This window comes from Anaerovorax sp. IOR16 (genome assembly GCF_017168145.1).
Lineage (GTDB): Bacteria > Bacillota > Clostridia > Peptostreptococcales > Anaerovoracaceae > IOR16.
In genome coordinates, this window is record NZ_JADQTL010000009.1 from 1,096,081 (window position 1) to 1,121,556 (window position 25,476).

At 29.1% G+C, this 25,476-nt stretch carries 25 protein-coding genes and 1 tRNA gene; 18 read left to right on the top strand and 8 right to left on the bottom strand.

Translation table 11 applies throughout. The features are described from left to right. Window positions 1-149: 149 nt before the first annotated feature. The 8 genes from I2490_RS09290 to I2490_RS09325 all read right to left on the bottom strand — a co-directional run bounded on the left by I2490_RS09290 (window position 150) and on the right by I2490_RS09325 (window position 4,592). On the bottom strand, window positions 150-362 hold the full coding sequence (locus tag I2490_RS09290) for a hypothetical protein (protein ID WP_245157128.1): 213 nt from the start codon (window positions 360-362) through the stop codon (window positions 150-152). Between the two features lie 506 nt (window positions 363-868). Beyond that, the gene (locus I2490_RS09295; protein WP_206459419.1) at window positions 869-1,015 is read right to left on the bottom strand and encodes a hypothetical protein; all 147 of its coding nucleotides are present in this window, start codon (window positions 1,013-1,015) and stop codon (window positions 869-871) included. 60 nt (window positions 1,016-1,075) lie between these two features. Next, the gene (locus I2490_RS09300) at window positions 1,076-1,417 is read right to left on the bottom strand and encodes a hypothetical protein (RefSeq protein ID WP_206459420.1); all 342 of its coding nucleotides are present in this window, start codon (window positions 1,415-1,417) and stop codon (window positions 1,076-1,078) included. Between the two features lie 30 nt (window positions 1,418-1,447). Next, window positions 1,448-1,663 (bottom strand): hypothetical protein, encoded by a 216-nt coding sequence (locus tag I2490_RS09305; protein ID WP_206459421.1) that lies wholly within the window; start codon window positions 1,661-1,663, stop codon window positions 1,448-1,450. 10 nt (window positions 1,664-1,673) lie between these two features. Then, entirely contained in the window at window positions 1,674-2,120 is a 447-nt protein-coding gene (locus I2490_RS09310) for a hypothetical protein (protein ID WP_206459422.1), read from the bottom strand. 12 nt (window positions 2,121-2,132) lie between these two features. Then, window positions 2,133-2,273, bottom strand: coding sequence for a hypothetical protein (locus I2490_RS09315; RefSeq protein ID WP_206459423.1), 141 nt, complete (start codon window positions 2,271-2,273; stop codon window positions 2,133-2,135). Between the two features lie 57 nt (window positions 2,274-2,330). Continuing rightward, on the bottom strand, window positions 2,331-3,110 hold the full coding sequence (locus tag I2490_RS09320; protein WP_206459424.1) for a hypothetical protein: 780 nt from the start codon (window positions 3,108-3,110) through the stop codon (window positions 2,331-2,333). Between the two features lie 870 nt (window positions 3,111-3,980). Continuing rightward, window positions 3,981-4,592 carry a helix-turn-helix transcriptional regulator gene (locus I2490_RS09325; protein WP_206459425.1) on the bottom strand — a complete coding sequence of 204 codons (612 nt, stop codon included), beginning with the start codon at window positions 4,590-4,592 and terminating at the stop codon, window positions 3,981-3,983. 1,346 nt (window positions 4,593-5,938) lie between these two features. Between I2490_RS09325 and I2490_RS09330 the strand changes: the two genes are divergently transcribed. The 18 genes from I2490_RS09330 to I2490_RS09415 all read left to right on the top strand — a co-directional run bounded on the left by I2490_RS09330 (window position 5,939) and on the right by I2490_RS09415 (window position 25,471). Then, complete coding sequence (locus I2490_RS09330; RefSeq protein ID WP_206459426.1) at window positions 5,939-6,787, top strand: tyrosine-type recombinase/integrase; 849 nt, start codon at window positions 5,939-5,941, stop codon at window positions 6,785-6,787. 669 nt (window positions 6,788-7,456) lie between these two features. Then, complete coding sequence (locus I2490_RS09335; protein WP_206459427.1) at window positions 7,457-8,215, top strand: hypothetical protein; 759 nt, start codon at window positions 7,457-7,459, stop codon at window positions 8,213-8,215. A gap of 47 nt (window positions 8,216-8,262) precedes the next feature. Then, window positions 8,263-8,694, top strand: coding sequence for a hypothetical protein (locus I2490_RS09340; RefSeq protein WP_206459428.1), 432 nt, complete (start codon window positions 8,263-8,265; stop codon window positions 8,692-8,694). Between the two features lie 37 nt (window positions 8,695-8,731). After that, window positions 8,732-9,160 carry a hypothetical protein gene (locus tag I2490_RS09345; RefSeq protein ID WP_206459429.1) on the top strand — a complete coding sequence of 143 codons (429 nt, stop codon included), beginning with the start codon at window positions 8,732-8,734 and terminating at the stop codon, window positions 9,158-9,160. 220 nt (window positions 9,161-9,380) lie between these two features. Continuing rightward, window positions 9,381-12,125 carry an RNA dependent RNA polymerase gene (locus I2490_RS09350; RefSeq protein WP_206459430.1) on the top strand — a complete coding sequence of 915 codons (2,745 nt, stop codon included), beginning with the start codon at window positions 9,381-9,383 and terminating at the stop codon, window positions 12,123-12,125. 287 nt (window positions 12,126-12,412) lie between these two features. Beyond that, window positions 12,413-13,834, top strand: a complete 1,422-nt coding sequence (locus I2490_RS09355; protein ID WP_206459431.1) for an MBL fold metallo-hydrolase — start codon at window positions 12,413-12,415, stop codon at window positions 13,832-13,834. Between the two features lie 59 nt (window positions 13,835-13,893). Continuing rightward, entirely contained in the window at window positions 13,894-14,079 is a 186-nt protein-coding gene (locus tag I2490_RS09360) for a hypothetical protein (protein WP_206459432.1), read from the top strand. Window positions 14,080-14,271: 192 nt separating this feature from the next. Further along, window positions 14,272-15,309: a metallophosphoesterase gene (locus I2490_RS09365; RefSeq protein ID WP_206459433.1), complete on the top strand. Its 1,038-nt coding sequence runs from the start codon at window positions 14,272-14,274 to the stop codon at window positions 15,307-15,309. 100 nt (window positions 15,310-15,409) lie between these two features. Then, window positions 15,410-15,673 carry an HU family DNA-binding protein gene (locus I2490_RS09370; RefSeq protein WP_206459434.1) on the top strand — a complete coding sequence of 88 codons (264 nt, stop codon included), beginning with the start codon at window positions 15,410-15,412 and terminating at the stop codon, window positions 15,671-15,673. Window positions 15,674-15,728: 55 nt separating this feature from the next. Continuing rightward, window positions 15,729-15,803 (top strand) — tRNA-Lys (locus I2490_RS09375). A 29-nt stretch (window positions 15,804-15,832) separates the two neighbouring features. Then, a complete protein-coding gene (locus I2490_RS09380; RefSeq protein WP_206459435.1) occupies window positions 15,833-16,816 on the top strand; it encodes a tyrosine-type recombinase/integrase in 984 nt (327 codons plus the stop codon). A 571-nt stretch (window positions 16,817-17,387) separates the two neighbouring features. Next, window positions 17,388-18,476 (top strand): hypothetical protein, encoded by a 1,089-nt coding sequence (locus I2490_RS09385; protein WP_209010596.1) that lies wholly within the window; start codon window positions 17,388-17,390, stop codon window positions 18,474-18,476. Then, window positions 18,469-20,322: a hypothetical protein gene (locus tag I2490_RS09390; RefSeq protein WP_206459436.1), complete on the top strand. Its 1,854-nt coding sequence runs from the start codon at window positions 18,469-18,471 to the stop codon at window positions 20,320-20,322. Before I2490_RS09385 ends, I2490_RS09390 begins: the two co-directional genes overlap by 8 nt. Before the next feature lie 18 nt (window positions 20,323-20,340). Next, window positions 20,341-20,838 (top strand): hypothetical protein, encoded by a 498-nt coding sequence (locus I2490_RS09395; protein WP_206459437.1) that lies wholly within the window; start codon window positions 20,341-20,343, stop codon window positions 20,836-20,838. A 583-nt stretch (window positions 20,839-21,421) separates the two neighbouring features. Next, on the top strand, window positions 21,422-22,561 hold the full coding sequence (locus I2490_RS09400) for an RNA-guided endonuclease InsQ/TnpB family protein (protein WP_206459438.1): 1,140 nt from the start codon (window positions 21,422-21,424) through the stop codon (window positions 22,559-22,561). Window positions 22,562-22,806: 245 nt separating this feature from the next. Next, a complete protein-coding gene (locus I2490_RS09405) occupies window positions 22,807-23,853 on the top strand; it encodes a hypothetical protein (RefSeq protein WP_206459439.1) in 1,047 nt (348 codons plus the stop codon). A gap of 3 nt (window positions 23,854-23,856) precedes the next feature. Further along, window positions 23,857-24,033, top strand: a complete 177-nt coding sequence (locus tag I2490_RS09410) for a hypothetical protein (RefSeq protein ID WP_206459440.1) — start codon at window positions 23,857-23,859, stop codon at window positions 24,031-24,033. Next, on the top strand, window positions 24,026-25,471 hold the full coding sequence (locus I2490_RS09415; RefSeq protein ID WP_206459441.1) for a hypothetical protein: 1,446 nt from the start codon (window positions 24,026-24,028) through the stop codon (window positions 25,469-25,471). Before I2490_RS09410 ends, I2490_RS09415 begins: the two co-directional genes overlap by 8 nt. Window positions 25,472-25,476 lie beyond the last annotated feature (5 nt).

The window sequence follows — 25,476 nt, forward strand, 5'->3', positions numbered from 1 at the left end:
GGTAGATGATTTGTTGTTTTTTTTCACAACTTTCGAATCTGATTCAAGCATTTCAGAAAATTGTTTCAATTCTTCAATTAAACTTAATAATTCATCATTCATTTTTATTCACCTTTAACCTTCCACATAAAATAACTCTTTGATTTTAATTATAACCACCCATAGCCATTCCATTTTCTGTATTTTCTATATTGACTATCCCACATTGCCCTTTGTCCATCCTCAAGCTCTATTACTTCACCTGATTCTGCACGACCAAATTCATATGCAATGTCAATTACATCTGTAGAGTCGGTTTCGACTGTATAATTATCTCCTCTTGTGTTGTCGCTTGACATCCAAAATTTAATTTCCTTTTTCATTCCAATTCTCCTTTCGATAATCACTTTTAAACCATTATATCATGATTAAAGGACAGCCACACGCTATTGACTAAATTTTAAAACTTTGTTATTATGTACTCAACCTATAGGATTAAACATCTTATTATCCGCTTAAATGCAGAGAAAATTTGTTTAATCTTTTTTATTGTACTTTTACGAATTCTAAACTTAATTGTAATAGTAATTTCAAACATACTATTCACCTCGCTGTTTTAAAGACTGAAGGCGTGTGTATGTTGAATGTAGCTGCCCTTGAATAATGACATAAAAATTAGGCTTTTATTTGATTAGATAACAATGTTCTTTCACATTGAAATTTGACATTGTTGGATTTGCAATAACTAATAGCATCACCAATATTGTTGAATGGATTTACAATATCCATCACAAACTTATTTCGTTCATATAAACAAATGTGAAATAGATTTGTATACATAGAATTTTTAATAATAATCATGAATAAAACCTCCCAAATTGACTTCTTATTATGATATAGAAATAACTGTTGTGCCTTTGTTTTTAGCATAACTTTCTGCAACTGCATAAACATTAACACTTCCAGTAAGCTTTGGAAATAAAACTTCACCGTTAGCTAAAACAACTTTATACTGAACAACTGCTGGACAATTCATAACATAAACCTCCTATAAAATTAACTTTTAAAATCTCTATAGAATGCATATTTCATGCGGTCATTTTACAAAGTGATTAATAGATAATTTGATAGGTTCATCATAGAAATCAAAATGATTACCTTCTTTAAGTATTCCATCAATGTTTAATTCAAAATAAAACCTTTTATCATTTCCAATACCTGCAAATAAATTATAATAATTTGTATCGTTTGGAATTAGAAAATTAATCACAACGGCATTACCCCAGTCAACAGGAATTTCTTGAATAGTTGCTTCTTGTGGAATACTAGCAAGGTTCATTAACTTTCTTGCAACGTCAGCTTTGTTCAAACTCCTGCAATCAGTCGATTCCATGTTACAGATTTGTTCAACATACTGCATTATCAATTGTTTATCCATAGTAATCCTCCATATGCACTCAAACAGACTTTAAAAATCATCCTCTAAAGTAGTTCCAAAGATACCATCAACGGCATTAACAATTGTGTCAGCAAACCCAATTACCCCAAGCCAATTAAAATACCTTTCCAAGACTTCACGCTTGTCCATCTCCATAATTTCTGAATCCATACTTTCATCGTCTGGTTCGATTCCTAAATTTTGTCTGACATTTTCCATAATGTCTTCGTTATATGTTTCGTCCATAATAAACCTCCTATAAATCATAATGACTAGAAACTGTATAAACATTTCCTTTCATTTTTACATATCTAGCAAAACATTGACCAGTACAATCGTACATTGAATTAGTAGGATAATGTTCTGAATAAAGTGGCAAATCATTATTTAATAGCCAATTGTATTTGAACTTCTTAGTCGTTCCTTTTGGAAACACAATACGCATAATAGTTTCATCATAATCACCATCATAGTCAATACAAATATTCTTGTATCCATTAGCTTTTCGAATCATTTTTTCAACACAAACGATATCAGACTTTAACAAATCAAATCTTTCCTGCATTCTAGGAGAAAAATCGTCCTTCATATCATCATAAAGTTCGATATCTTCTAATATTTTTTTACGAATTTTCCCTAAAATAAATATATTTTTCTTGTTTGAACTCGACACTTCACATAAAACACTACGAAGAACTTTCATGATAGACCTCCATTAATGACGATTATTTAATTCAGAAATAGCTTCACTTAATGCCAATTTTCTTTGAGTTTCCAATTCTGACTCTGAACATTCAATTTTTAAATTCTCAATCCAAGCATCAAGTTCTTCAATACTCATTTCTTTTAAATCCATAACAATCCTCCCAAATATTAGGTTAAAATCAACTCAATTATAACCTAAAAAGGTGACTTATGCCACCTTTTGTTCCTGTTTGGTATTTTGTTCAGTCAAAGCCTTTTCATGCTTCTCAATCAACTCTTTAAGTGATTGGTTAGAAAGTTTAATCGTCTCATTACAAGATTCAATAATCTTTTCAAACTCTGCAATTTTCGCTAAGACATCATCTGATTGATTCAAGGTTTTTAACGTAGCAATTTGCACCTTAACGGACTCAATCTTAGACTCTGCCTTTTTTCTGCCACTAATAATTTTTCTCTGAGAAGTCAAGAAATCCCTTTGGGAATCGTCCATAACTTCCGCATTACAAATTTTGATACCAAGCAAAGTCTCAATATCTTTACGGAATCGGCTCAATTTCGTGTGAGCAATTTCCTTGAATGCCACGAAATCTTTATCATCATCAATATTTACAGAATCATCCATGAACATTTCAGAATAACCGACAATACTGTCAATATCAGTCTCGCTGCAACGCATATCTTTTGAAGTCTTATCCTTCTCACCACTGGAAAGCAATTCCTTCCACAATGGGTAGAGCGGTTCACGGGCAACAAGCTTCTCATTTTCCAAAGTTAATGGATTATGCTTAACGGTGATGTAATTACAAGTAGCCTTGTAAAGCTTTTCAATGTTGGAAAGATACACTTTGAACCAAACCTCGTCAATTTCAAGTTCAGAAATCATCTTCTTTGAAATCAGACCTTTGTTTCCCTTTTCACGAGCCAAGACAAATGCCTTTCTCATGTAATTAATGTTGTAAGAATCATTTCTCTTTGCTTTAGCAGTCATAATAAACCTCTTTCCGTCCTTTTGGGACTAATTAAAATAATAAAAGACACATGGAATTATGTGCCTTAAAATAACTATTTGCTCACTCTGCATTTTACGGACTTGTGACCGTTTACAAATTGTAAGTTGCATTAAGCAACCGCCAGTATAAAACTAGCGGTTTATATTAAAAACCTTTTCTTTACAAACCTACCGCCCTTTACAGTTCAAAAGTTGTATAGTGTTAGTGTCGCAATGACTAAACCTGCATCGTTTCACGGAATACAGGACTAACTAATATACGGTTATTGAATGCTTGTAACAGCCTTATAAATTTGTATTGAACCGACTTTACTGTTCACAGCTTACAGATTCCTCAAGCCGAGTTTGGGATTTCCTGCTTCCCTCTGACATTCACTACCTGTCAGACAGCGTTCAATTATTATAACTATCATACTTTGCTCGTAGAGCCTTGCTTCATTTGTTTTCTTACCAAGCAAGTGGCAATAGACTTAGTGGTTCGTCACTTGTCCGTTTGGACTGGCTTTCATACCATGCTTACCATCATACCTCATCAACCACTTGGAATGTATAAACTGCTATTGTGATTGACTTCATGTCTTTCCTATCCGTCCTGTATGGTTACTACCCACTGTATCAGTTATGAGTTATAGCATGTTCTCTTATATATACTGTATTTGACCAGTATATTATTGAGGTGTGTATGTGAGATTTTTTTACACGTTATTTGTGCGTGTCTCTCTCGCTTACATATACACTGTAATTTAAAGTGCATTTATTGAGGTGTCATTTTAAAAATATTTTTAGAAAATAAAAAACCGTCAGAATTGTTTAAATTCCAACGGTTTGAGGTGTTTTCATGTTTTGTTATTACATGATTTTAGATAACTTTTTACGAATATATAAAACTCTATCCTTTGCAGTATTATGAGAGATGCATAAAATACGTGCTATTTCTGCAATGGTGCAACCTTGCAATAGTAACTGGAGTGTTTCGGCTTGTTTATCGGTAAGGATTTCTAATAGTTCGCTTATTAATTCTTGGATTTCCACGTCCTCTAGGCTCTTATGGTACTCTCTGACAGCTTTGGTGTACATGACGTTCTCGGTTGCTTCTTCTTCACTCATTTCTTCACCTTTACTATTTAAGGCATTGCGGTTTGTTACCCATAAATGCTTATAGTGTTTTTGCTCCATTTGATACATTGTATTTTGTACTGTCTGAAATACTGTTTTCTTCACATCGTCGGTAAGAAAAACAAGGTTGTTTGCTCTGCTGTCTATTTTGATTTCTTTCAAGTTTTCCAATATTGTGAGTGTTACTTCTTGTTTCAAGTCGTCAAGCAATGTATGTCGGAACGTGTTTAATATCTCACTTGCTTTAGAGTTTCCTCTGCTTTCCATCGTTTTGAGTGCCTTATATGTGATTTTAGCACTTGCTTGGGCGATAATGGTAACTTGCTTTTCATTCAATTTTTTCATGGTTCTTCCCTCTCTGCTTTTTTACGTGGGTTGCGTCCACTGATTAAATAATGGTTTAGTTAGTGGGTAGTAGGTAAATACTACCTATATAATAGTATATATCATTGGTGAGATATTACAAGTGTTATTTTAATTATTATTATCTATTGTTTAGATGTATTTATACTGTAATTTGTTGGGTAGAAATCGAGGTGTATTGGGTGAGATTTATTATTTATTGTTATGCACTGTTATTCATTGTGTACTATTTATACATATTATTGTATGTTTATACTGTATATTATTTATAAGTGTTGGAATATCAATGTTTTATTTATGAATAAATGTATAATAATTCATGGTTTTAAGGTATTATATATCGTTACTATGGTAAAAAGTCGCTTAAATCAAAGAATAGAGCTTCTATTTTATGGAAGGCTTAGAAACGTTGGAAATTGTGGGTTTGTGAGTGTATGTAGTTTGTATTGTTATACGTTTTTATGTGTAATTATGCGTTATAGTGTAAAATTACATTGTTTGTGTGATTGGTGAGTGTTGGGTTTGGATTGTATTTGTAATGGTTTGGTTTATAGTGTAAATTTACACTTTTTATGTAATTGGTTGGTATTGGTGTGGTTAGTTACTATTATGGAAGAATTGAAAAAATTATTGTATACAATTTTAACTTTTTCACCGATGAAATTATAAGGCATAAATTGTATACAGTTTTTATTATTGTATACAATTAAGTAATCCAACTTCCAGTTCTCCCAAAAGTGGAAGTTGAAAAACGGGGGCATATTTACATTTTTTACAACTTTTCACGCATCGGGAAAGCCATGAGTAGTTCCACACCACTCACACAATTAAATTTCAATTCCGAAAAAAGCCCGTAAAATCCACCACACCACTTCGGTACTGCTTTCGGCAAAACCCATCAATTCCAACGATTACACCCATTTCACCACAAAATTACATAATCCACCTATCCATAACCCAAATCCACAATACACCCCAGAATATCCAACTATAATCCATATATCCCACAAAATCCCAATTACACCAGCACACCCAATAAACCAAGTAAAATCCACATTTCTCCCGAACGTACTATATTTCAATCAAAATCAACTCATTTTTAATGAAAATCAATCAAAATTTACCCAAAAACATCTAAATCAAAAATACCATTATATATTCCATATTTTTCACTTACATTAAACTTACTCCACCGAAGCACCATCAAAACACAACAAAAAATAACAATAATTAATTTCATTATATTTATTGACTTATTGCGTCAATATGATATAATATAAGTATAGTTAAACATTGAAATTTCAACGATTCAAAGGAGGTTAATGAATATGAATACAGTATTACAAACAGAGCTGCACCCCACTGATAACAAACAACAATCTAATATTATTGATATAAATCACTTATTAAATCCCACACAAGAGCCGTTACCTATTATGGATTCTATTAATCCAATAGAAGAAAAGACAACTAAAAAAGAACAAGATGCTCACCCTATTAAATCATTAGAGGACATTAATGCAATCATTAAATATTTCTTGTCAAACAATCAATACCGCAATGCTATGTTATTTGTTGTAGGTATTAATTTTGGTTTAAGATATTCAGATTTAAGTGAAATTAGATTCAAGGATTTAATAGATAATAACAAAGGATTCAGAAAAGAATTCCAACCAAATGAAAAGAAAACAAATAATTTACGTCATATATATATCAATGATGCTGTCAAAGAAATAGTAACAATCTATCTAACACAAATGGCTGAGAATGGCGTATATAAGTCATTAGATGATTATTTATTCGTTGCTGAAGGAACAAACAATATTAAAACAAGACAAATTGAATATGTAGATAATGAAGAAATAAAATATAAAACAGTGCAAGCACCAATTACGATAAGAGCAATGAATCCTATACTAAAACAGGCAACGGAATATCTTAGAATTAAAGGTAGATTTTCAACACACAGCTACAGAAAGACATTTGCATATCATATATTATTACAAGAAAACAATACAAATCATAATGAACGTCAAATAGAGTTCTTGCAAAAAATATTCGGTCACAGTAATCAAACAACAACGTTGCACTATGCAGGATTTACAGAAGATGAAATTAAGGCAGCATATCTAAATCTAAATCTTGGACTAGATGCAATAAGACAATATAAACATTGAAATATCAACAACTTTATGAAAGTATAGTAAAAAACACATCTACAGAGAGCTAAAATGAACGAAAATATAATAATGGATACATTACACCTAAAAGCTATTATTGCATGAAATAAGTATCAAAACATGTCAAATAATAAGTAAATCTATATAAAGAAATGTATGTACTCTACCATACCAAAACACACAACATAAAACACCACAAAAGATAATAATAAATATTTTTTTAAAATTAATACTAGACAAACAAAAATAATAGTGTATAATAATAAACAAAACAACACAAATATTACAAGAAAAATATCAACAACAACAAGAACTAATAATATGACAAGAAACATATTACAAAATGAAACAAAACAGGAAGGGAAAACTAATATGTACAAGACCCCATATAAAACAAAACACAGACACGAAACAAGACAACAACACCCAAGTGGCAACGCCACGCCAGCGAGTGCCGTTAGGTGCTCGTATAATTATTCTATTGTTATATAGATTATTCTATTGTTCTTGATGAGACTTCGCCTTTTTTAAAAATGGCTAAATTTCAACAATCAATATAGAGGTGATGTCTCGCAAAAATGGACTTCACTAAAATACAAAATGGCTAAATTTCAACGTTTTAAAAATACCCAATGTCTCTTAGTATAGGAGGTGAATAGAAAAGAAGTGAAATTTGAAGGTAATTATATACAAATACCAAGATTTATTTTAGAAAGGCTTGAGACTGATTTGTTGAGAATACCGATATTTATATATTTATATAGAAAAGTAAGTTTAGATGATACTATTGGTTGTTGTTTAGATGATATTATTTATAATGTTGGCTATTCTAATATAAAAATTAAAACAAATATTATTAATAGAATAAACACTACCCTCTCTTACTTTCAAGATAATGGTTTGATTGAAATAGACAATAATTATAACAAACTATCACAAAATTATTATGTACGATTATATCCAAATAAAGATTATTTTGATGCTCCAGATTCGTTTTGCCAAATTCTATTATCTGAAGTAGACAAAATTTTAAACTATAAAGATTATATTACTCTTGATAAAAATGAACGTAATGTAATGCCAGATAAATTATTATATATTCTTACATATATTAGAATGAATAAATTACGAAGAGCGGATAACCAAGAAGCATATCCAAATAGAAAACCAGAATTCTTTTTCAAACAAATCAAAGATATTGCTGAAGATTTAGAGATAAATAAAAAAACTGTTTCTAGTGGAATCGTTATTTTAGAAAAATTAAATATTATAGTTTCAAAGAAAATGAAAAGATATAAAGATGTTAAAGGTAATTGGCACACTGGCATTACTCTATTTGTTGATAAGTATGACGGATGGGAGCAAGAACTTGAATGGGGTGTTAGTTTACTAAATAGTGGAAAGAAGATAATATACAAACAATAAAAAGGAGTGAAAGAAAATGATAAATAGCAGAAAGGAATTAAATAAAGATGGTGGAGAAAATTAAAAACAAAACAAAAGATAATAATAAAAATAAATTATCATATAAAAACTGTAAGCATTGTCAGTATAATGACACTTGCCCTAAGTTTAAATGCGAATACATATCTCCTGTTCCAGATGATAAGGATAAATCTAATATATTATTGCAATATTTATTACGATGCAATAAACCTACAGAAGAGAAGTTTTTAAAAATAGGATATTCTCATCATTCTACCCATATTACAAATGACGGCGTAACAGAGCTGTATAGATATTACGTTTCTATTATTAATGATTCTTTGAAAATCATTCGTTCTGGTGGAACTGCATACTTATATAAAATATCTCAGGTCACTGAAATACTTAAATTTGAGCAAGATGTCTCACTATCTGTTTGTGATGGTGTTTATTACATAACAATGAATAATAATAAATAATATTATTAAATTAAAATCATTATTGTGGAGGAATAAAATGAATTTACAATTTACTGAAGAAAATTATGAGTTATTGAAAAAGATTTTTAGGGAGTCGGATGTATTGATGCAAGAAGAATTATTGAAATTCTCGATATGGCAAGAGATGGATTTAAAACAATCAGAGGTTAATATAGGAAATGTCATTATTGATAAAGATAATCGTCTGATTTGTATTATAAATAAAAAAATGAAAGTTTTCAATATTGCAAATCGAGAAGCCAAAGAAGGCGAGTTAATTTTTATAACACTCCCCTCACCTATTCTTGGAGATTGGGCAGTTGGGAAGTGTTATAAATCTGGTGGAATAGACGCAATTGACTACGGGGTTTTTATTAATGCAATTGATACATATAGAGAAACAGGAGAATATTCTGTTGGAGTACAAGAAAATCAATACATTGTTTTAGAAGAAATTGGATATTAGTTATATCGCCCTACCCTACTTTGTTACGGATGGGCGTATGTTTACATGAAATAGGAATTTGATATACAAAAGAAAGGATACTGAAATTATGGAATATAGATTGAATAACTGTGAAGATGATGAAATTGATAGTGATTTCGAGAATGACGAACTTCCAAATTGTATTTGGGAAGATATGTGCAAGTGCAATCCAGATTTATTAGATTAACGGAGGTAGTAATTGAAATTAGAAAATACTTATATAATGAATTTAGAAGCTTGTTATATTTATAAAGACATTATTGAAGAAAAGAAATTAACATATAAAAAACGAGATTTAGCAAAATTGTTCTCAGCTACGATACCCTACAGTTTAGAAACTATAAGAATGGACAATTATTTCTCTGACACGTTTTATGCGATAAATGGAAAACAGTATACAAGAAAGGTAATCAATCTGACTTTTGATAAACACTATACTGTATGGGATGAAAATTGTGAATATAAAAATAGACAGGGAGAATTAAAAAAAGGAAAAAGAAAAATTGTTGCTACTAAAAAGAAAATTAGGAAATATTTATATGAAAATGGATTTATGATGGATGGTATCAAATACGTTTTTTATAAACGTGGAGCTGGAAAAGCTAAAAATGGATACGCACTATATATCCAAGAAGAATTAAAATATAAATTATTATTAAGAAGTAGATTAGGATTAAAATTTAATAAAAATGAATTGTTAGACCTAACTTCTTTATTGGCATATGAATCTTTAGTATCTTCTGGAATTGAATTTACTATTAAACTAGACCCCAAAACTGAAATATTATTGATTGATGATATTTACGGTAAAGAATTTGAAAATTTAGCAAGCGTAACAAGAGAAATAGATGGTAAAATAGTAACTCAAAATGAGAGAATTAAATTAATAAATTGTTTAACAGACGGTCAAGGGCTATTGGATGAATCTGTATTTATAGAATACAAAAAACAAGACAAAGGATTTATGTTGCTCAGAAGCGATATGTTTAAAGATTGTGCTTTTAATACTAAACTTCAAAAATGGTTTAGAGAAAATAATATAGATAAACTAACAGATATGTTTGGGAATATATATGATTCCTCTAAAATTAAACTAATAATCACTCCAAATTCTTTGAAATTCTTAAAATTTGCATATAAATTTACTGAATCGCAAGATAAAGAAAAATATAATAAATTGAATTCAGAAGAAAAGAAACATTACGAAAAAATATGTTATGAATATTGGCTGAACAATATAGACGATATATTTGGAGTAGTTAAGTGTGACAAAGAAGGTAATTATGGAACATATAATAGGACTACTTATCAATTACTAAACAGCATACCAACTTTAACATACGATGACTTAATGGAAATTACAAAAGAAGAACGTGAATATGTGATGTTATTAAAAAATGACAATGCTGTTTTTAGAAATTATTTATGTTCTGATGTTGAATATGCTTTGAAAATAGAACAAGCATTAGAAGATGAGAATATTGAATTATATGAAAATGTTGATTTGCTGAATGCATTATTACTTGTTAATTCTGATATTCAATATACCAAAAAATTCAAAAAGATGAAAAGTAATTTAATATCTAATTATATTAAATATTTAAAAAAGGGTAAGATACGTTTAAAAGATACTAAATATGTTACTATAATTTCAAACCCGTATGAAATGTTATTAGCCACAATTGGAGATTATAATGGTCGGTCTATAATGAAAGACAGAGAGGTCTATTGTCCGTATTACAACGACAATCAAGAATTTTGTGTATCACGAAACCCCCATATTAATGCCGGAAATGTTATGTTTGCTCAGAATATAAATCATGAAGAATATAGTTGGTTTAATTTTACCGATAATATAATGGCAGTTAATTTTCATGATAATGATATGCCCGATAGATTACAAGGCGAAGATACAGATAGTGATACAAATTTAGTAATGCCACATCCTATATTATGTAGAGCAGCCAAATATTGTGAAGCTCACTTCCCTACTCCTATCAATGATGTTTGTGGGAGTTCTAAATTGAGAAAGTATAATATGGCAGAACTTCAAAAGTTAGATGTAATTTTAAGCGATAATTATATTGGTAAGATTATTAATCTTTCACAGATTATTAATTCTTATTTAAATGATGCGATTTATAATAATACTTCAAAAGATATTATTGAAACTTTATATGCCGCAAGTAGTAAATTATCAAGTTTGAGTCAGATTGAGATTGATAAAAGTAAAAAAGTATTTGATAATGTAAATATGGGGAAAGAATTAAGTAATATTAGAAAAATTCCATATTTAAAATACATAGAAGAAAAAGATAAATATGGTCAAATGGCAAGGAAAATGATTGTTCCAAAATTTTTTAGTATGATTTCAGATTTTAATGAATATAGAGTATTTGAAGAATTTAATACTCCATTAGATATATTACAAAAGGCTTTAGTGTTTGAGGGTGGGAAAAGATTAAAGGGTGAAAAGAATAAGAATTTTGGAGAATTGCTAGTTAAAAGTAAAGAATTAGAAGGAATTTATCAGATTAATAGTGCTGTGGCGATTTTTAAAATTATTGAACAGTGTGGAAAAAAAATAAACGGATTAAAATTAAAAGATTGTATTTTAAATGATAAGGCAAAAATAACGGTTGAAAAAAAGACTAAACAAGAAGCTATTGCCAAATTAAATAAGCTTAATCCTAGTGAAGCTACAATTTTGTCTATTTTAAACCAAGCTTTAAATAAAAAAGAAAATGATATTTTGGGATTTAAACCTTATGGAATGTTAACATTGAATTTATTATTTAGTTCAAAAAAAATAAAAGTGTTAAAATGCTTTAAAAACAATAATATACAATTAGATGAAATTTTAATGAAGATTAAAGATAATTATGATTATAATATCTTTGGAAATAAGTATCAGAAAATTACGTTAAATGAGTTAAAATTATAGTAATTGCAAGGCAAAAATTTTTTAACACCTCTCAAACCAAGTAATTGCAATGTGTTTAGGCTTCTGCTAATTCCTTGTATATGGAGATATATACATTATTTTATAAACCTAAAAATACCTATGAAATTAATCATGGGTATTTTATTATTTAAAAATATTAAATATTAGTATAATTTCCCAATTATACCATACCACACTAAAATTAAATTGCAATACCCTATTTTTAAATAAAAGATTGGATTGATGTAAATTAAAACAAAAGTCACAGATTGGATTTAGGTAATTATATGAGCAAACGAAAAAATAAAACCAAAATAACCTTTTTAGGGAATAACAGTGAAGCAGTTACAGGTAGTATGATTTTGATTGAAACTATTGATAAAAATATATTATTAGAATGTGGAATGATTCAAACAAATAGTCAAATAGAAGATTACAAATCAAACGCAAAATCCTTCCCTTTCAAACCAAAAAATATTGACTATGTATTTATTAATCATGTTCATATTGACCATTTTGGTAGAGTTCCTAAATTAATACATGATGGATTTAATGGGAAGATAATTTGTACACCAATTACAAAAGCTTTAATGAAACCTATGGGTTTAGATTCAGCTAACATTGTAAGGCGTGATGCAGAGTATTTATCAAGAAAACGTGGTAAAGAAATCTATCCTTATTATACCGAGAATGATATTTACAGAATGTTAGAGTTAACTGAAAGCTATGTGTGTGACGATATACATCAGTTGGATGATAATATTAGTTTTAAGTTTCTACATAATTCCCATATCATCGGTGCTTGTCAGCTTGAATTATTTATAAAGAACGAATCAGGACATATTGATAAAATTTTATATACAAGTGATTTAGGTAGAATAAATTTAAAAAATCACTATGTAGATAATTTAGAAAAATGTAAAAATGCAAGCGTTGTGATTAGCGAATGCACATATGGAAGTATTGATAAGAATATAAAAACTGATAGAAATAAAGATTTAGAGAAGATTAAAACTACAGTAGAACAAGTTTGTAATGTTCGAGAAGGAAGAATTCTGATTCCAGTGTTTAGTTTATCTAGGTCACAACAAATTTTGACTGATTTGTATTTATTATATGGTGATAACCCAAATTTTAAAATACCTGTAATTTTAGATAGCCCTTTAATTTGGGGAATTACAAAAATTTACAAAGAAGTTTTAGATAAAGATAATTTAGATTTATTTGAAAAGGCGTGTAATTGGAAGAATGTAAAATTTATCAAAGATTATAGAGAAAGTCAATTATGTGTGAGTGACCCTACTCCAAAAATTATTTTAAGTAGTTCAGGGTTTCTTACAAAAGGTCGGTCTATTAATTATTTGTCTGAGTATATAAAACACACTAAAGATGCAGTAATTATATGCGGCTATGCCCCACCTAATAGCATTGCTGGAAAAATTAAAAGTGGACAAAAGAATATTTCAATTGATGGAAAATCCTATAAAAATAAATGTGGAATAACTATCTTAAATAGTTACTCTTCACATATTCAGCATAAAGAATTGTTAGATTATCTAAAAGACATTAAAACTAATAAGGTGTATTTAGTACATGGAGAAGAAAAAGGGAAACTTCAATTTAAAGAAATTCTTGAAGAAGAATATACAAAATTAAATAAAACTACAAGAGTTATTTCTACTGTAAAAGGCACAGTGTGTCATTTGTGATTATAGAATAACAATAATAAATTATTTTAAAGAATTAAAGATTTTAAGGAGAGAAAATTATGGCTGCAAAAATTAAAAAGAAAATGGGAATTGATATTTTAGGGACTATTGATATTAAAGAGAATAATGGAATCTTCATTGAAGTACAGGATATTGATAAGCCTATGAATTTAGCTGATTTAATTAAGGATTTTAACGGATTGGAAGTAAAGATTAGTTTGGCTCAGTCTGAAGAAATTGCGTAAGGCGGTGTAATTATAAATATTCCAAACGAATTAAAAAGATTAGATGGTGAAAATGAAGAACGATACCTGTGGCGTGTTCAAGGGTACATAGACAGTGGAAAATATCAGAATTGGAAAGAAATTGTAAATTTTGTAAATCAGCAATGGCGTGAAGAAGATAAATATTATGATGAATCTTCCTATCGCAAACCAGTGGCATATGCAAAAAGATTTTATGATAATGTCTTTGCTTCTATGATGCAAGGCGACGAATATTTAAAACAAGTACGAATACAAAAAGATGAATTAACTAAAGTTAAACGTCAATTCTTTGACCAAAGGCGTGAATATAATAAACTACTTACATCTGATGCAAGAGCGGATTATCTTACAAAACACCTAATAAATTGTGCGAAAGAATTAAATGATTTTATCCCGTTGAAATTCAATAAGAGCAACACAGAATATGAGGATAAAGAGGCTGTTTTAGTATTTTCAGATTGGCATTATGGTATGGTTACAAATAATATATGGAATGAATATGATACTGCTATCTGTAGAAAACGAGTTGAGGAATTAGTAGTTAAAACAAAAAAGTATATAGATTTTCACAAACCAAAGAATTTACATATTATTCTTTTAGGAGACGCTGCTCACGGGTCTATTCATACTGGTTGTCGTGTTGCTTCTGAAGAAGATACTTGCGACCAAATAATGAATGTAGCTGAAATTATTGCGGAAAGTGTCAATGAATTAGCTGATGATGTAAATAAAACATTTGTATATTCTACATATGGAAATCATCTTAGAACAATACAAAATAAAAAAGACAGTATCCATTCTGATAATATGGAAAAACTCATATCTTGGTGGCTGAAACCTAGATTAAACCATAGAAATGATGTTGAAATTATTGATTCGGAATTCAAAGAATTCATTAAGCTTAATGTTTGTGGATATAATGTTGTTTGTTGTCACGGTGATTTGGATAAAATAAAAGATTTAGGAATCACAGTTAATACAATTTTTACTAAGTTATACGGTGAAACCATTGACTATACGATTTCAGGTGATAAGCATCATTTAGAAGAATTTGAATCATTTGATATTGAAAATATTTTAGTACGAAGTTTGTGTGGAACTGATGAGTATGCTAATAATCATAGATTATATTCAAATGCTGGACAAACATTAATGTTTTTTACAAAAAACGAAGGTAGAGAATGTACATATAATATTAAATTAAACTGACCTCTTCCCTACCCTATTTATAAAAGTTTTAAAAGATACAATGTTAATTGTGTCTTTTGTTATTTTAAAATTATTTTAAGGAAAACAAGGAGAAATTATTATGAATAAAGTTGAATTAACGAGTGCAGTTGCAGAAAAAATGAATATTGCAAAGAAGGATGCTGCTACATATGTAGATACAGTTTTAGACACTATTATGGAAACAGTTGAGGCACATGAAAAAGTATCATTGTCTGGATTTGGTGTCTTTGAAGCAAGAGAAACTAAGGCTAGAACTGGTGAAACAAATGGGGTTAAGTGGTCAAAAGAAGATGGTTTTGCTCCAAAGTTTAGAGCATCGAAAGCTTTTAAAGAAAGAGTATAAGTAAAATTCTTCCTTTTGTTTGAGGGGTGGCTATATGCCTCCCCTCTTTTGATATGGATATATAGCTCAGGGGTAGAGCATACGACTTTTAATCGTAGGGTCGAGATTTCGAAATTCTCTATATCCACCAGTAATAAATATAGAAAGGATGGTGCTTTAATGGCTGAAATAAGTCCTAAAATTAGATTTTATAATAAGGAAAAATTAGAAAAAATTAATTCAGAAACATTAAAATTATGGAATAAGTATAAAATTGACATGTCAATTCGTGAGTTAAGTCAAAGAACAGTTGATGGATATGAAAACGATTTGCAGCATTGGTGGATATATATTTATGATAAACAAGGAAATCAATGTATTACAGATTTAGACGAAGATGATATTACTGAATTTTTATATTTTTGTAAAACCCAAGGTAATAATTCAAGAAGAATGAAACGTAGAATGTCATCTATTGCAGCATTTTATAAATTTTTACGAAGAAAGAAAATTATTAAAGAAAATCCGATGGAATTTATAGAAAGACCAAAGAAAGATACCGATATTATTACACAGACATTTTTAACCCCCGAACAAGTTGAATTAATGAAAGAAAAATTAATAGAGCATATTAAAAATTGTACTGATGGAAGGTTTCACCATGCTTTACAACTTCAATGTTACGCCCTATTCTCTTTGTCAACAATGGCAAGGGTTACTGCTGTAAGTAATACAAGATGGGAACAAATAGATTTTGAAAATCGTGTTGTTAAAGATGTTTTGGAAAAAGAAGGATATATTGTAGATTTATTTTTCTCAAAAGAAGTGAAAGATATATTGTTAAAACTACAAAAATATCGTAAAGAAAACGATATTGATGATAATGGATATGTATTTGTAACTACATATGATAAAAAAACTGATGTTACCACTACAGGAACATTAAACCAATGGTGTAAGGTAATTGGAAATATGATTGATGTCCCTACCCTTCATTGTCATGATTGGAGACACAGTGGTGCTACTTTGCTTAAAAATAAAGGTATGGAATTAGAAGAAGTGTCAAAATTGCTGAATCATAAGAGTACAGATGTTACTACTAAGTTTTACATTAAGACTGATACTACTCAATTACAAGCAAATAAAGATAAGTTTGAGATATAATAATAAAATTATAATTAAATTATGCGAAATAGAGTAGCATTGAAAAACTATACATTGCATAGTAGAGAACTAACCATTAATTGCTCGAATTGATGTGTCGTGAGGTCATACGACTTTAAATAATAACGGAGACAACCTTACTCGTACAATGTGCTATCAATCGGGGCGAGAGAATTGATATTCTATAGCGGTGGGTTGGTTATGTTAGCCAATGATAGAAATTAACAATTAACGTATATGGTCGGGATGAAGACCTAAAACTCATTCCCATTACAGAGTAAACTGCGAAAAATCATTTTTTAATTAGATGTATTACTATTGGGTTACTGATAGTATATTGAATACGGTGAGAATCCAAAACAAAGAAGTCTTAGATAGAATATCTGAGAATGTATTAAAACACCACTAGGTCGCCAAGCAAAAGTGGTACACAAATTAGGAGTGTTCGGTAAAACACAGATTAAACTAATGTTTAATAAAACTATCATAAGGCACACCTATCTGTTTTTCCTTTGGATGGGATAATTATAATAAATAAAATAAAACAATAATTTGATATTGAAAGGATGTGATGGCTATAGCCAGAAAACCAAGAATTGCAGAAGCTACAGATACATTTGACGATAGCCATACATATAAATGTTTACGTTGTGGTGCTGAACATCAAAATCCAGTAAAAAAATTTTATAGGTCTGAATGGTCTGAATTGTTTTTAAAAAATGATAGATATGTTCCTTTATGTATTAAATGTGTTAATGAAATTTTTAGTAATATATCAAATAAATACGGAACCGAAACTGCTTGTATTATTTTATGTTATATGATGGACATCCCGTTTTATCATAGTTTATATGATAGTATTGTTAAAAATAATAATATATTTTCTATAGGTGTATATAAGAGACAATTAAACAATAAGCAATATCAATTTCAATCATTTCAACAAACAATTCTTAATGAAGAGTTATATAAAACAGATGACGATATACGAGAAGAAAAAGAAGTAAAATGGACTGCTGATAAAATAAAAAATAAGAATGATGCAATTAACATAATCGGCTATGACCCTTTCGATGGTTATTCAAGTAATGACCGTCGTTTTTTATTTGGTGAACTTGTTAAATATTTTGATGATGATATTTCGGAGGATACATTTAAACTTTCTCAAATTATTCAAATTGTAAATAATAACAATCAAATTCGTCAATACGATTTATTAATATCTTCATTAAATCCAATTAGAGATGCAAATGATATAAAAATGCTTGGTATTTTAAAGAAAAATTGTGTTGATAGTAATGATAAAATTGCAAAAGAAAATGAAATATCTGTGAAAAATCGTTCAAATAAAGACATTGGCAAGTCTACACTTACCTATCTTATGAGAGATTTGAGAGAGAAAGATTTTAAAAAAGCTGAAGCAAATTATTACGACCAATTAAAATCTGAAGGTACTTTATGGGCTATATCAATGTCAAATAAAGCTATAAAACAAAATGGAATGTTTGACGAAAATGATAAACAAGAGATTTTTGATATACAAAGAGAAACAATTCAAAAATTACAATCTGAATTAGATGAAGTGTTGGAAAAGAATAGATTATTATTAATAGAAAACGCAGATTTGAAATCAAATAAAGACGGTGATAAAAATGAATAAAATTAGAAAAAAAGTTCTTATGACTGAATTTAAAAGAAGAATTTGCGAATTAGATGCAGAATCAATAGCTTATTATAGAAGGAATCCTTGTATTGCTTCTGAAGATTTGCTTGGAATTAAGTTAATCGACGCACAACGTTATATATTACAATCATCTTGGAATACTCCTCATTGTGTTTGGTGTTGCTCACGTAACTTTGGAAAATCATTTATTGGTGCAATATTTATGATATTGAAAGCAATTCTTTATGAGAATCAGGCTATTTATATTGTATCTAGTGTAGGTTCTCAATCAAAAGAAACATTTGGTAAAATTGAAGAAATTGTTTTAAATATCGGGAAAACCGCTGCATCCATTAAATCTTTAAAAGATATTGTAAGAAAAGAAACTAAAAAGTCCCCAAATAATAAAACTGGATTTAGCCATGCTCCTGAAAGTTATACTGTTGAATTTTACAATGGAAGTGAAATTTTTACATTAAATGGAAAGCCTGATAATAATAGAAGTAAACGTTCAACTTTAGTTTTTTTTGATGAAGCAGCATTTAGTTCAGATGAATTAATTTCTGCTTGCGAAGCATTTGCAACACAAAATACTGATTTTACAACATCTACTGATGAAAGTTATAATCCAGAGACAGAAACAAGAAAAGTTCCAACTCAATTAATATATGCTTCATCTCAAGACGAGATGGATAAAATGTTTTATAAACACTATAAGAATTATGCAAAAAGAATGTTGGCTGGAGATAGAAACTATTTTGTATGTGATATGATTTGCGATACAGCAATAAAAACATTTATGGATGGGAAGCCTTATGTTCCACTTCTTACTCAGTCAAAAGTCGACTCAGCTATGAAAGCAAATAAAGAAAAAGCTTTAAGGGAATATTATAATCAACCTACAAGAGATGGTGGAGTTTCACAAATTATTAAATGGCATGTTATTCGCAGAAACGAATCGTTTTATTTACCGCAATTATATTGGAAACCAAATAATAAAATTGCATTAGCATTTGACCCTGCTAGAACAATGGATAATTCTATTTTAGGAGCGATGAATTTATATCAAGATGATGAATTAGGTTGGTGTGGAGATATTGTTAATTATGTTAACTTTATAGATATTGCAAGTAAAAAGAAATATAAATTAGACTCTAATAGACAATTGGATGAAATTAGACAAATTATATTGAATTATAATGGCAACCACCCTGATTATGAATATCTTGATTCCTTAATGATTGACCAAGGGGCAGGTGGTGGTGGAACAAGTACATATGCAGATGGATTACTAAATGATTGGAATGATAAAACAGGTCGCACCCATAGAGGTTTGATTGATGCTAATCATGATATATATGCTGGTTACTCTGATATATATCCTAATGCAATAGATAAACTTCGTTTAATAAGTCCTAGAAAATATAGAACTCAAATGGTAGAAGAGTTTATTGAATTAATGAACTTAGGAGTTATTAAACTCCCATATGAATTTAAAGGGCAAGATTTTATTAAGATAATAAAAAAAGAAGATAATAATATTGATGAAGAAGAATTTGAAACGTATGATTTGAGTGATGATGAGATGTTAAGCTTAACTCAAATTGATTTAATGAAAAATGAAATCACATCAATTCATCGATTTAAAAACCCCGAAGGCACATCGGTATCTTACGCTTTATCTAAAGAGAAAGAAAATAAAATGCACGATGATAGATTTTATGTGGCTATTATGTTAGCTCATAGGTTACATGAAATTAGACGTGGGCAAATAATTAATAAAACAAATAACGAAGCAGACCTCTCTTCCCTGCCCTCTTGTGTTTCATCTGTAGATTTTTAAAAGAAAGGTGGTGAATAGATGACAGAGAATAAAGAAGATTTTATTATTACAGTTATAAATGACGAAGATAACGCTACTGTTATTGAAACATCATATGAAGATGAAATATCTAAATACGAAAATGATATTTTATTATCTGCATTAAAAGATTATGATTCTACAAAACGTCAATATTCAGCATATCTTAAAGATAAAGCATCAAATGATACGTTAACTATTGAATTTATTGATGAATTAGCAAATGGAATCCATTCGGATGTATCTAAAGTGCAGACGGCAAATAATCTTATCAGAAGATATATTATAACAGATGATATTATAGGAAAAACATATGAGAGTATCGAAAGTAATGTAAATACAAATTATAGACTTTCATATGGCGATTATAGCACACAAAGAAATAAATCAAAAAAACTTGATGATGTTAAAAATACAGTAAATATTTTTAATAAACAAATTAATTTAAAACAATTAATACGTGAAAGTATTCCTCTTACATATGCTGAAGGTAACTAAACTGTTAAAAATAACTTATAAATAGTTATAAAACTTAACAATATTTATAAGTTTTAGATAGAACCGAATTAACAGAGAGCCTTGCATACCAAGTAATTGGTGTGTACTTCGGGTTAATTGCAGGTAATGGGTAAAGCCTTACACCAAAACGGATAACGAAAGTTAAAACGGGAATGGTACGAAAGTAGAAAAAACGTAAGGATGGACTATGGTGAAATAAAAGCTGTATTTAGGTGATACAGTCCTAAGGTCTATAAATAATCCCTGTTCATGCAGGCACTTCCCTTAACGTAAAGTCGATGGGAAAGCTTCAACGACTATCTCCTTGTGGGAGAGTAAAACCGCAAGCTAATGGCGGAAGAAAAATCCGACTCCTTATAGAAAATAAGGATGAACAAATAGTCTACGCACGTCTTGAAAAAGAGTGATTATTAGCGTGAGCGAAATAATGCTTATAAGTTGCGATTATAAGTAAATATATAAGAGTTATATGCTCTATAAATTTTATAAGATTTTATTTGAGCAGTAGCGTGATGAACTACTGTTTTATTATATTTAATTTTAAGAGAAAGGAGGTAAATTTATGATAAAAGGGTTTAAAACACAAATTTATCCAAATAAAGAACAACAGGAGAAGATAATTAGGTTTTGTAACGCTAGTCGATTTGCGTATAATTGGGCTATTGCAATAGAACAAGATAATTATAAAAATGGAGGAAAATTTATATCTGGATATAATTTAACTAAAATGTTTACTCAATTTAAAAAACAAGAAGGTAATGAATGGTTAAAGGAAATATCTGGACGTGCTTTAAAAGTTGCTATTTTAAATGCTGGACAATCTTATGAAAATTTCTTTAAAGGCAGAGCTAAGTATCCTAACTTTAAATCTAAAAAAAGAAGTAAAAAGTCATGTGCAACACATGAAGGAACTACTATAATCGAAAAGAAAAGAATTAGATGTGAAAAATTAGGTTGGATTCCAAGTCATAAACATAATATTCCTATTGGTGAAAATATAAAATATTATAACCACAAATTATCTTTTGACGGTATAAATTTTTGGTTTAGTGTATCAGTAGAATTAGAAGATTATAAAAATACTAAACCAAAAACAGAATCTGTTGGCATTGATTTAGGAATTAAAACTTTAGCGACATGTTCTAATGGAATAATATGCAAAAAACCTAATATAAAGAAAGAACAAAAGAAATTAAAAAGATTGAAGAAAAGAGCATCAAAACGATATCAAAAAATGATTGATTATTCTAAGCAAACGAAAATCAAGTTTGTAAAATTAGAGAAATCAAAGAATTTGCTTAAACTTGAAAAACAAATTTTGAAACAATATCAAAAAATTAACAATAAGTTAACGACAAATATACATACTTTCACAAAATCATTAATTAATTTAAATCCACAAGCTATTGTAATTGAAGACTTAGATGTTAATGGTATGAGAAAAAATAGACATTTATCTAAATCTATAAATGAAGCTAAATTTTATGAAACACGTAGGCAATTAGTATATAAATGTAATTGGTATGGAATTAATTTAGTTATTGCTGATAGATGGTATCCTAGTAGTAAAACTTGTTCAAATTGTGGTTGTATCAAAGAAAAATTAAGTTTAAGTGAACGTATATATGTTTGTGAAGATTGCGGTCTAATTATAGATAGAGATTTGAACGCAAGCATAAATTTAAGAAATTTAGCAATGTAATTTAACTACATGTTAAATATGTACTCAGACCGTACTGAGGATTTTAAGTCTGTGGAGTTCTACATCAAACTAGAGTAGATTTATCGAAATAGAGAACAATGAAACAGAAAGTATAAAGTTAAGAAATGAAATTTTATAAAATTTATAGAGTTTTATAACTTTTGTATTACGGTACTTATATTGTTTGTTTAAGAAATAACGGAAATAGTTATATTGTAGACCATTATCCTATCGGTGTTGCATATATGAGTGAATATACATACGGTGGGAAACCAGTTGTTGAAATTAATATCAAAGAACTTGAAACAAGATTGAAAAAGACATATGAAAAAGATAAAAAGAAAAAACCAATTTTCTTTGAAAATATCGAAAAGGATATCCAAGCAAATTATCCACCAGAAGTTTATAAAGCTTATAAAAATAAAGAAACTGTTGTTAGATTGGATACAAAATATACTGGAGTAATAAGAATTGGAAATATGGGTAGAAGGTATGGGGTATCCCCTATTCTTCGAGCGTTAAAATCAGCCCTTATGCTTGAAAATTTTGAGAAAAGTGATAATACTAATGCTAAAGCTAAAGCTAAGAAAATTATACATCAAATTATGCGTAAAGAATGTCTGGGCTCTGATTTAAACAAAAAGGGTTTCGAATATGCTATTCACGCACATAACGAATTATGCAGTGCGTGGAAAAATAAAACTGTCGTATATACTTCTATTCCGCAAGTTGAAAAAGTTGTTTATGTAGAACCTAAAGTAGATGATACTAATGCTGATAAAATTAATATTTATCGAAGTAAGATTATGACAACACTTGGTATAGGGTTTATAGACACTAATGTAGCTAATTTTTCTGTAGCGAATATATCATTAGACCAGCTAATGAAGACTATTAATTCTATATCTCAACAACTTGAAAGAATTGTTCAAGATTGGTATGAAGTATTGTTTGAAAATGAAGGAATCGATTTAGAATACCTTCCTACTATACAAATTATAGACAGTGAAGCAATGGATATGGAAATGAAAAAAGATTTAGTTGAATTACTTTATAGTAAATTAAATTGTTCAATGAGTACGGCTCTTGATATTTTAGGATATTCTCTTGAAGACGAAAAACAAAAACGTATTTCCGAAAATGAACAAAATTTAGATTCAGAAGTATTTTTACCTCATAATTCACAATATACAAACAGTGGTTTAAATAAAAATGTAGGTGCTCCTTCAGATAGTAAAAATTTAGACAAACAATCTGATGATAAAAACTACAATAAAAAAGTGAGAAAATAATAAATGAATAGAGTTCAAATTAGATGCCCTTGTTGTGGCAATATCATTGAAATTGATTTGGTCAGTGGAAAAATATCTACTGATTTTTTTAATGGAGAAAATGAAGAAATTGACAGAGATGAATTATCTAAGCTTGGTTATGAATTTGGGATAACTAAGGAGGTGAATAGCGATGGATAAAATTACTTTATTCTCAAATTATGTTGAATTGAGTGAAGCATCTGAAGATGAAAATATCATAGCAAAATTTGTGTTGTGTGATTTTGATGTTAATAAAAATAAAGTGAAATTAAACCGTGAAACGATTGAAAATTGGTTTGCGACGATTATAAATCAACCTTTAGTTGGCAAAATAGTTACTTCATATGATGGCACTTCTGATTTTTCAGGGCATAATATGAAAATTATTTCTAAAATTGATAAAAATGGAAATTTAATAAAGTTTGTTGAATTTGATACTAATGCATTTGGTACATTTATAAGCTGTGCAATTGAAGAGATAAATGGTATTGAATGTATTACTGCAACAGCAGAAATCTGGAGAAGATATCCAAAAGCTTGCCAATTAATTATAGATAGAATTAATAGCGGAACTTTATATAGTAGTTGGGAAATTTTAGTAAGTGAAGCACATTTGGATTCTGATGTAAAAGTTATTGATAATGGCAAATTTACAGCACATTGCATTTTAGGTAAAAATGTTTCTCCTGCTTATGACAGTTCAAGATTGTTAGAAGTGGCAGAAGAAAATAGTAGTTTTGAATTGTTTAATGCTTTATCTCAAGATATTGCATTAAGTTCAAATAACACATCTAAAGAACAGGAGGAAAATATTTTGGATGGAAAGAAAGAAAGAGTAGAAACCACTGTAAAAACAGAAGTATCAGATTCTACTATTGAAACTCCTGTTGACAAAAGTGAACAGGAAAAAGAAAAAGTCGAACAAGCTTCTTTAACAGAATGGGATTTAAGAAAAAAATTAAGAAATGCTTGTAGAGCGAAATTGGATGTTTGGTGTTATATTGCATTCCACTTCCCTATTGATAAAACGATTTGGGTAGAACGTGATGACAGAGAAAGTGAATTGGATTTTGTTTTATTTACATATGAAGTGACAAATGATGAAGTTACATTATCTGAACCTAAAGATGTAAAACTATCTGTTTCGGTAAGAGAAATTAATAATATCGTTTCACAATTATCTCAAAAGGATGACGCACTTGTAAAAGCAAATGAAAAAAATCAGGAATTATCTACTGAAATTGCAAACCTTACTCCATTTAAAGAAGCTTGCGAAAAGGCAGAACAAGAAAGAATTGAAGCTGAAACAGTCCAGAAACGTAAAGATTTATTACATAAAATCGAAAAAAGTAATCTTTTTACAGCAGAAGAACTGGAATCGGCAGAAATTAAACAGATGATTGAAAATATTGATGAATCTGGAATAAAAAATTTAATGGCTGATAAGTTTATGGCTTCTCTTGAAACAAATCAAGAAACGACTACAGAAGTAAGTGAGATAAAAGAAAACCCTGAAACTTCTTCTGTAAAAGCTGATATTACATCTGATGAAGATGAAGCAACTTCAAAAGACGTTATGAAAGCCATTTTAGGCTAATTTAA

What these genes read in the sequence shown, in the direction of transcription:
- I2490_RS09290 (WP_245157128.1), bottom strand. Translation starts at nt 362, where the DNA reads ATGAAAAAGGAAATTAAATTTTGGATGTCAAGCGACAACACAAGAGGA.
- I2490_RS09295 (WP_206459419.1), bottom strand. Translation starts at nt 1,015, where the DNA reads ATGAATTGTCCAGCAGTTGTTCAGTATAAAGTTGTTTTAGCTAACGGT.
- I2490_RS09300 (WP_206459420.1), bottom strand. Translation starts at nt 1,417, where the DNA reads ATGGATAAACAATTGATAATGCAGTATGTTGAACAAATCTGTAACATG.
- I2490_RS09305 (WP_206459421.1), bottom strand. Translation starts at nt 1,663, where the DNA reads ATGGACGAAACATATAACGAAGACATTATGGAAAATGTCAGACAAAAT.
- I2490_RS09310 (WP_206459422.1), bottom strand. Translation starts at nt 2,120, where the DNA reads ATGAAAGTTCTTCGTAGTGTTTTATGTGAAGTGTCGAGTTCAAACAAG.
- I2490_RS09315 (WP_206459423.1), bottom strand. Translation starts at nt 2,273, where the DNA reads ATGGATTTAAAAGAAATGAGTATTGAAGAACTTGATGCTTGGATTGAG.
- I2490_RS09320 (WP_206459424.1), bottom strand. Translation starts at nt 3,110, where the DNA reads ATGACTGCTAAAGCAAAGAGAAATGATTCTTACAACATTAATTACATG.
- I2490_RS09325 (WP_206459425.1), bottom strand. Translation starts at nt 4,592, where the DNA reads ATGAAAAAATTGAATGAAAAGCAAGTTACCATTATCGCCCAAGCAAGT.
- I2490_RS09330 (WP_206459426.1), top strand. Translation starts at nt 5,939, where the DNA reads ATGAATACAGTATTACAAACAGAGCTGCACCCCACTGATAACAAACAA.
- I2490_RS09340 (WP_206459428.1), top strand. Translation starts at nt 8,263, where the DNA reads ATGGTGGAGAAAATTAAAAACAAAACAAAAGATAATAATAAAAATAAA.
- I2490_RS09345 (WP_206459429.1), top strand. Translation starts at nt 8,732, where the DNA reads ATGAATTTACAATTTACTGAAGAAAATTATGAGTTATTGAAAAAGATT.
- I2490_RS09355 (WP_206459431.1), top strand. Translation starts at nt 12,413, where the DNA reads ATGAGCAAACGAAAAAATAAAACCAAAATAACCTTTTTAGGGAATAAC.
- I2490_RS09360 (WP_206459432.1), top strand. Translation starts at nt 13,894, where the DNA reads ATGGCTGCAAAAATTAAAAAGAAAATGGGAATTGATATTTTAGGGACT.
- I2490_RS09370 (WP_206459434.1), top strand. Translation starts at nt 15,410, where the DNA reads ATGAATAAAGTTGAATTAACGAGTGCAGTTGCAGAAAAAATGAATATT.
- I2490_RS09380 (WP_206459435.1), top strand. Translation starts at nt 15,833, where the DNA reads ATGGCTGAAATAAGTCCTAAAATTAGATTTTATAATAAGGAAAAATTA.
- I2490_RS09385 (WP_209010596.1), top strand. Translation starts at nt 17,388, where the DNA reads ATGGCTATAGCCAGAAAACCAAGAATTGCAGAAGCTACAGATACATTT.
- I2490_RS09390 (WP_206459436.1), top strand. Translation starts at nt 18,469, where the DNA reads ATGAATAAAATTAGAAAAAAAGTTCTTATGACTGAATTTAAAAGAAGA.
- I2490_RS09395 (WP_206459437.1), top strand. Translation starts at nt 20,341, where the DNA reads ATGACAGAGAATAAAGAAGATTTTATTATTACAGTTATAAATGACGAA.
- I2490_RS09400 (WP_206459438.1), top strand. Translation starts at nt 21,422, where the DNA reads ATGATAAAAGGGTTTAAAACACAAATTTATCCAAATAAAGAACAACAG.
- I2490_RS09405 (WP_206459439.1), top strand. Translation starts at nt 22,807, where the DNA reads ATGAGTGAATATACATACGGTGGGAAACCAGTTGTTGAAATTAATATC.
- I2490_RS09410 (WP_206459440.1), top strand. Translation starts at nt 23,857, where the DNA reads ATGAATAGAGTTCAAATTAGATGCCCTTGTTGTGGCAATATCATTGAA.
- I2490_RS09415 (WP_206459441.1), top strand. Translation starts at nt 24,026, where the DNA reads ATGGATAAAATTACTTTATTCTCAAATTATGTTGAATTGAGTGAAGCA.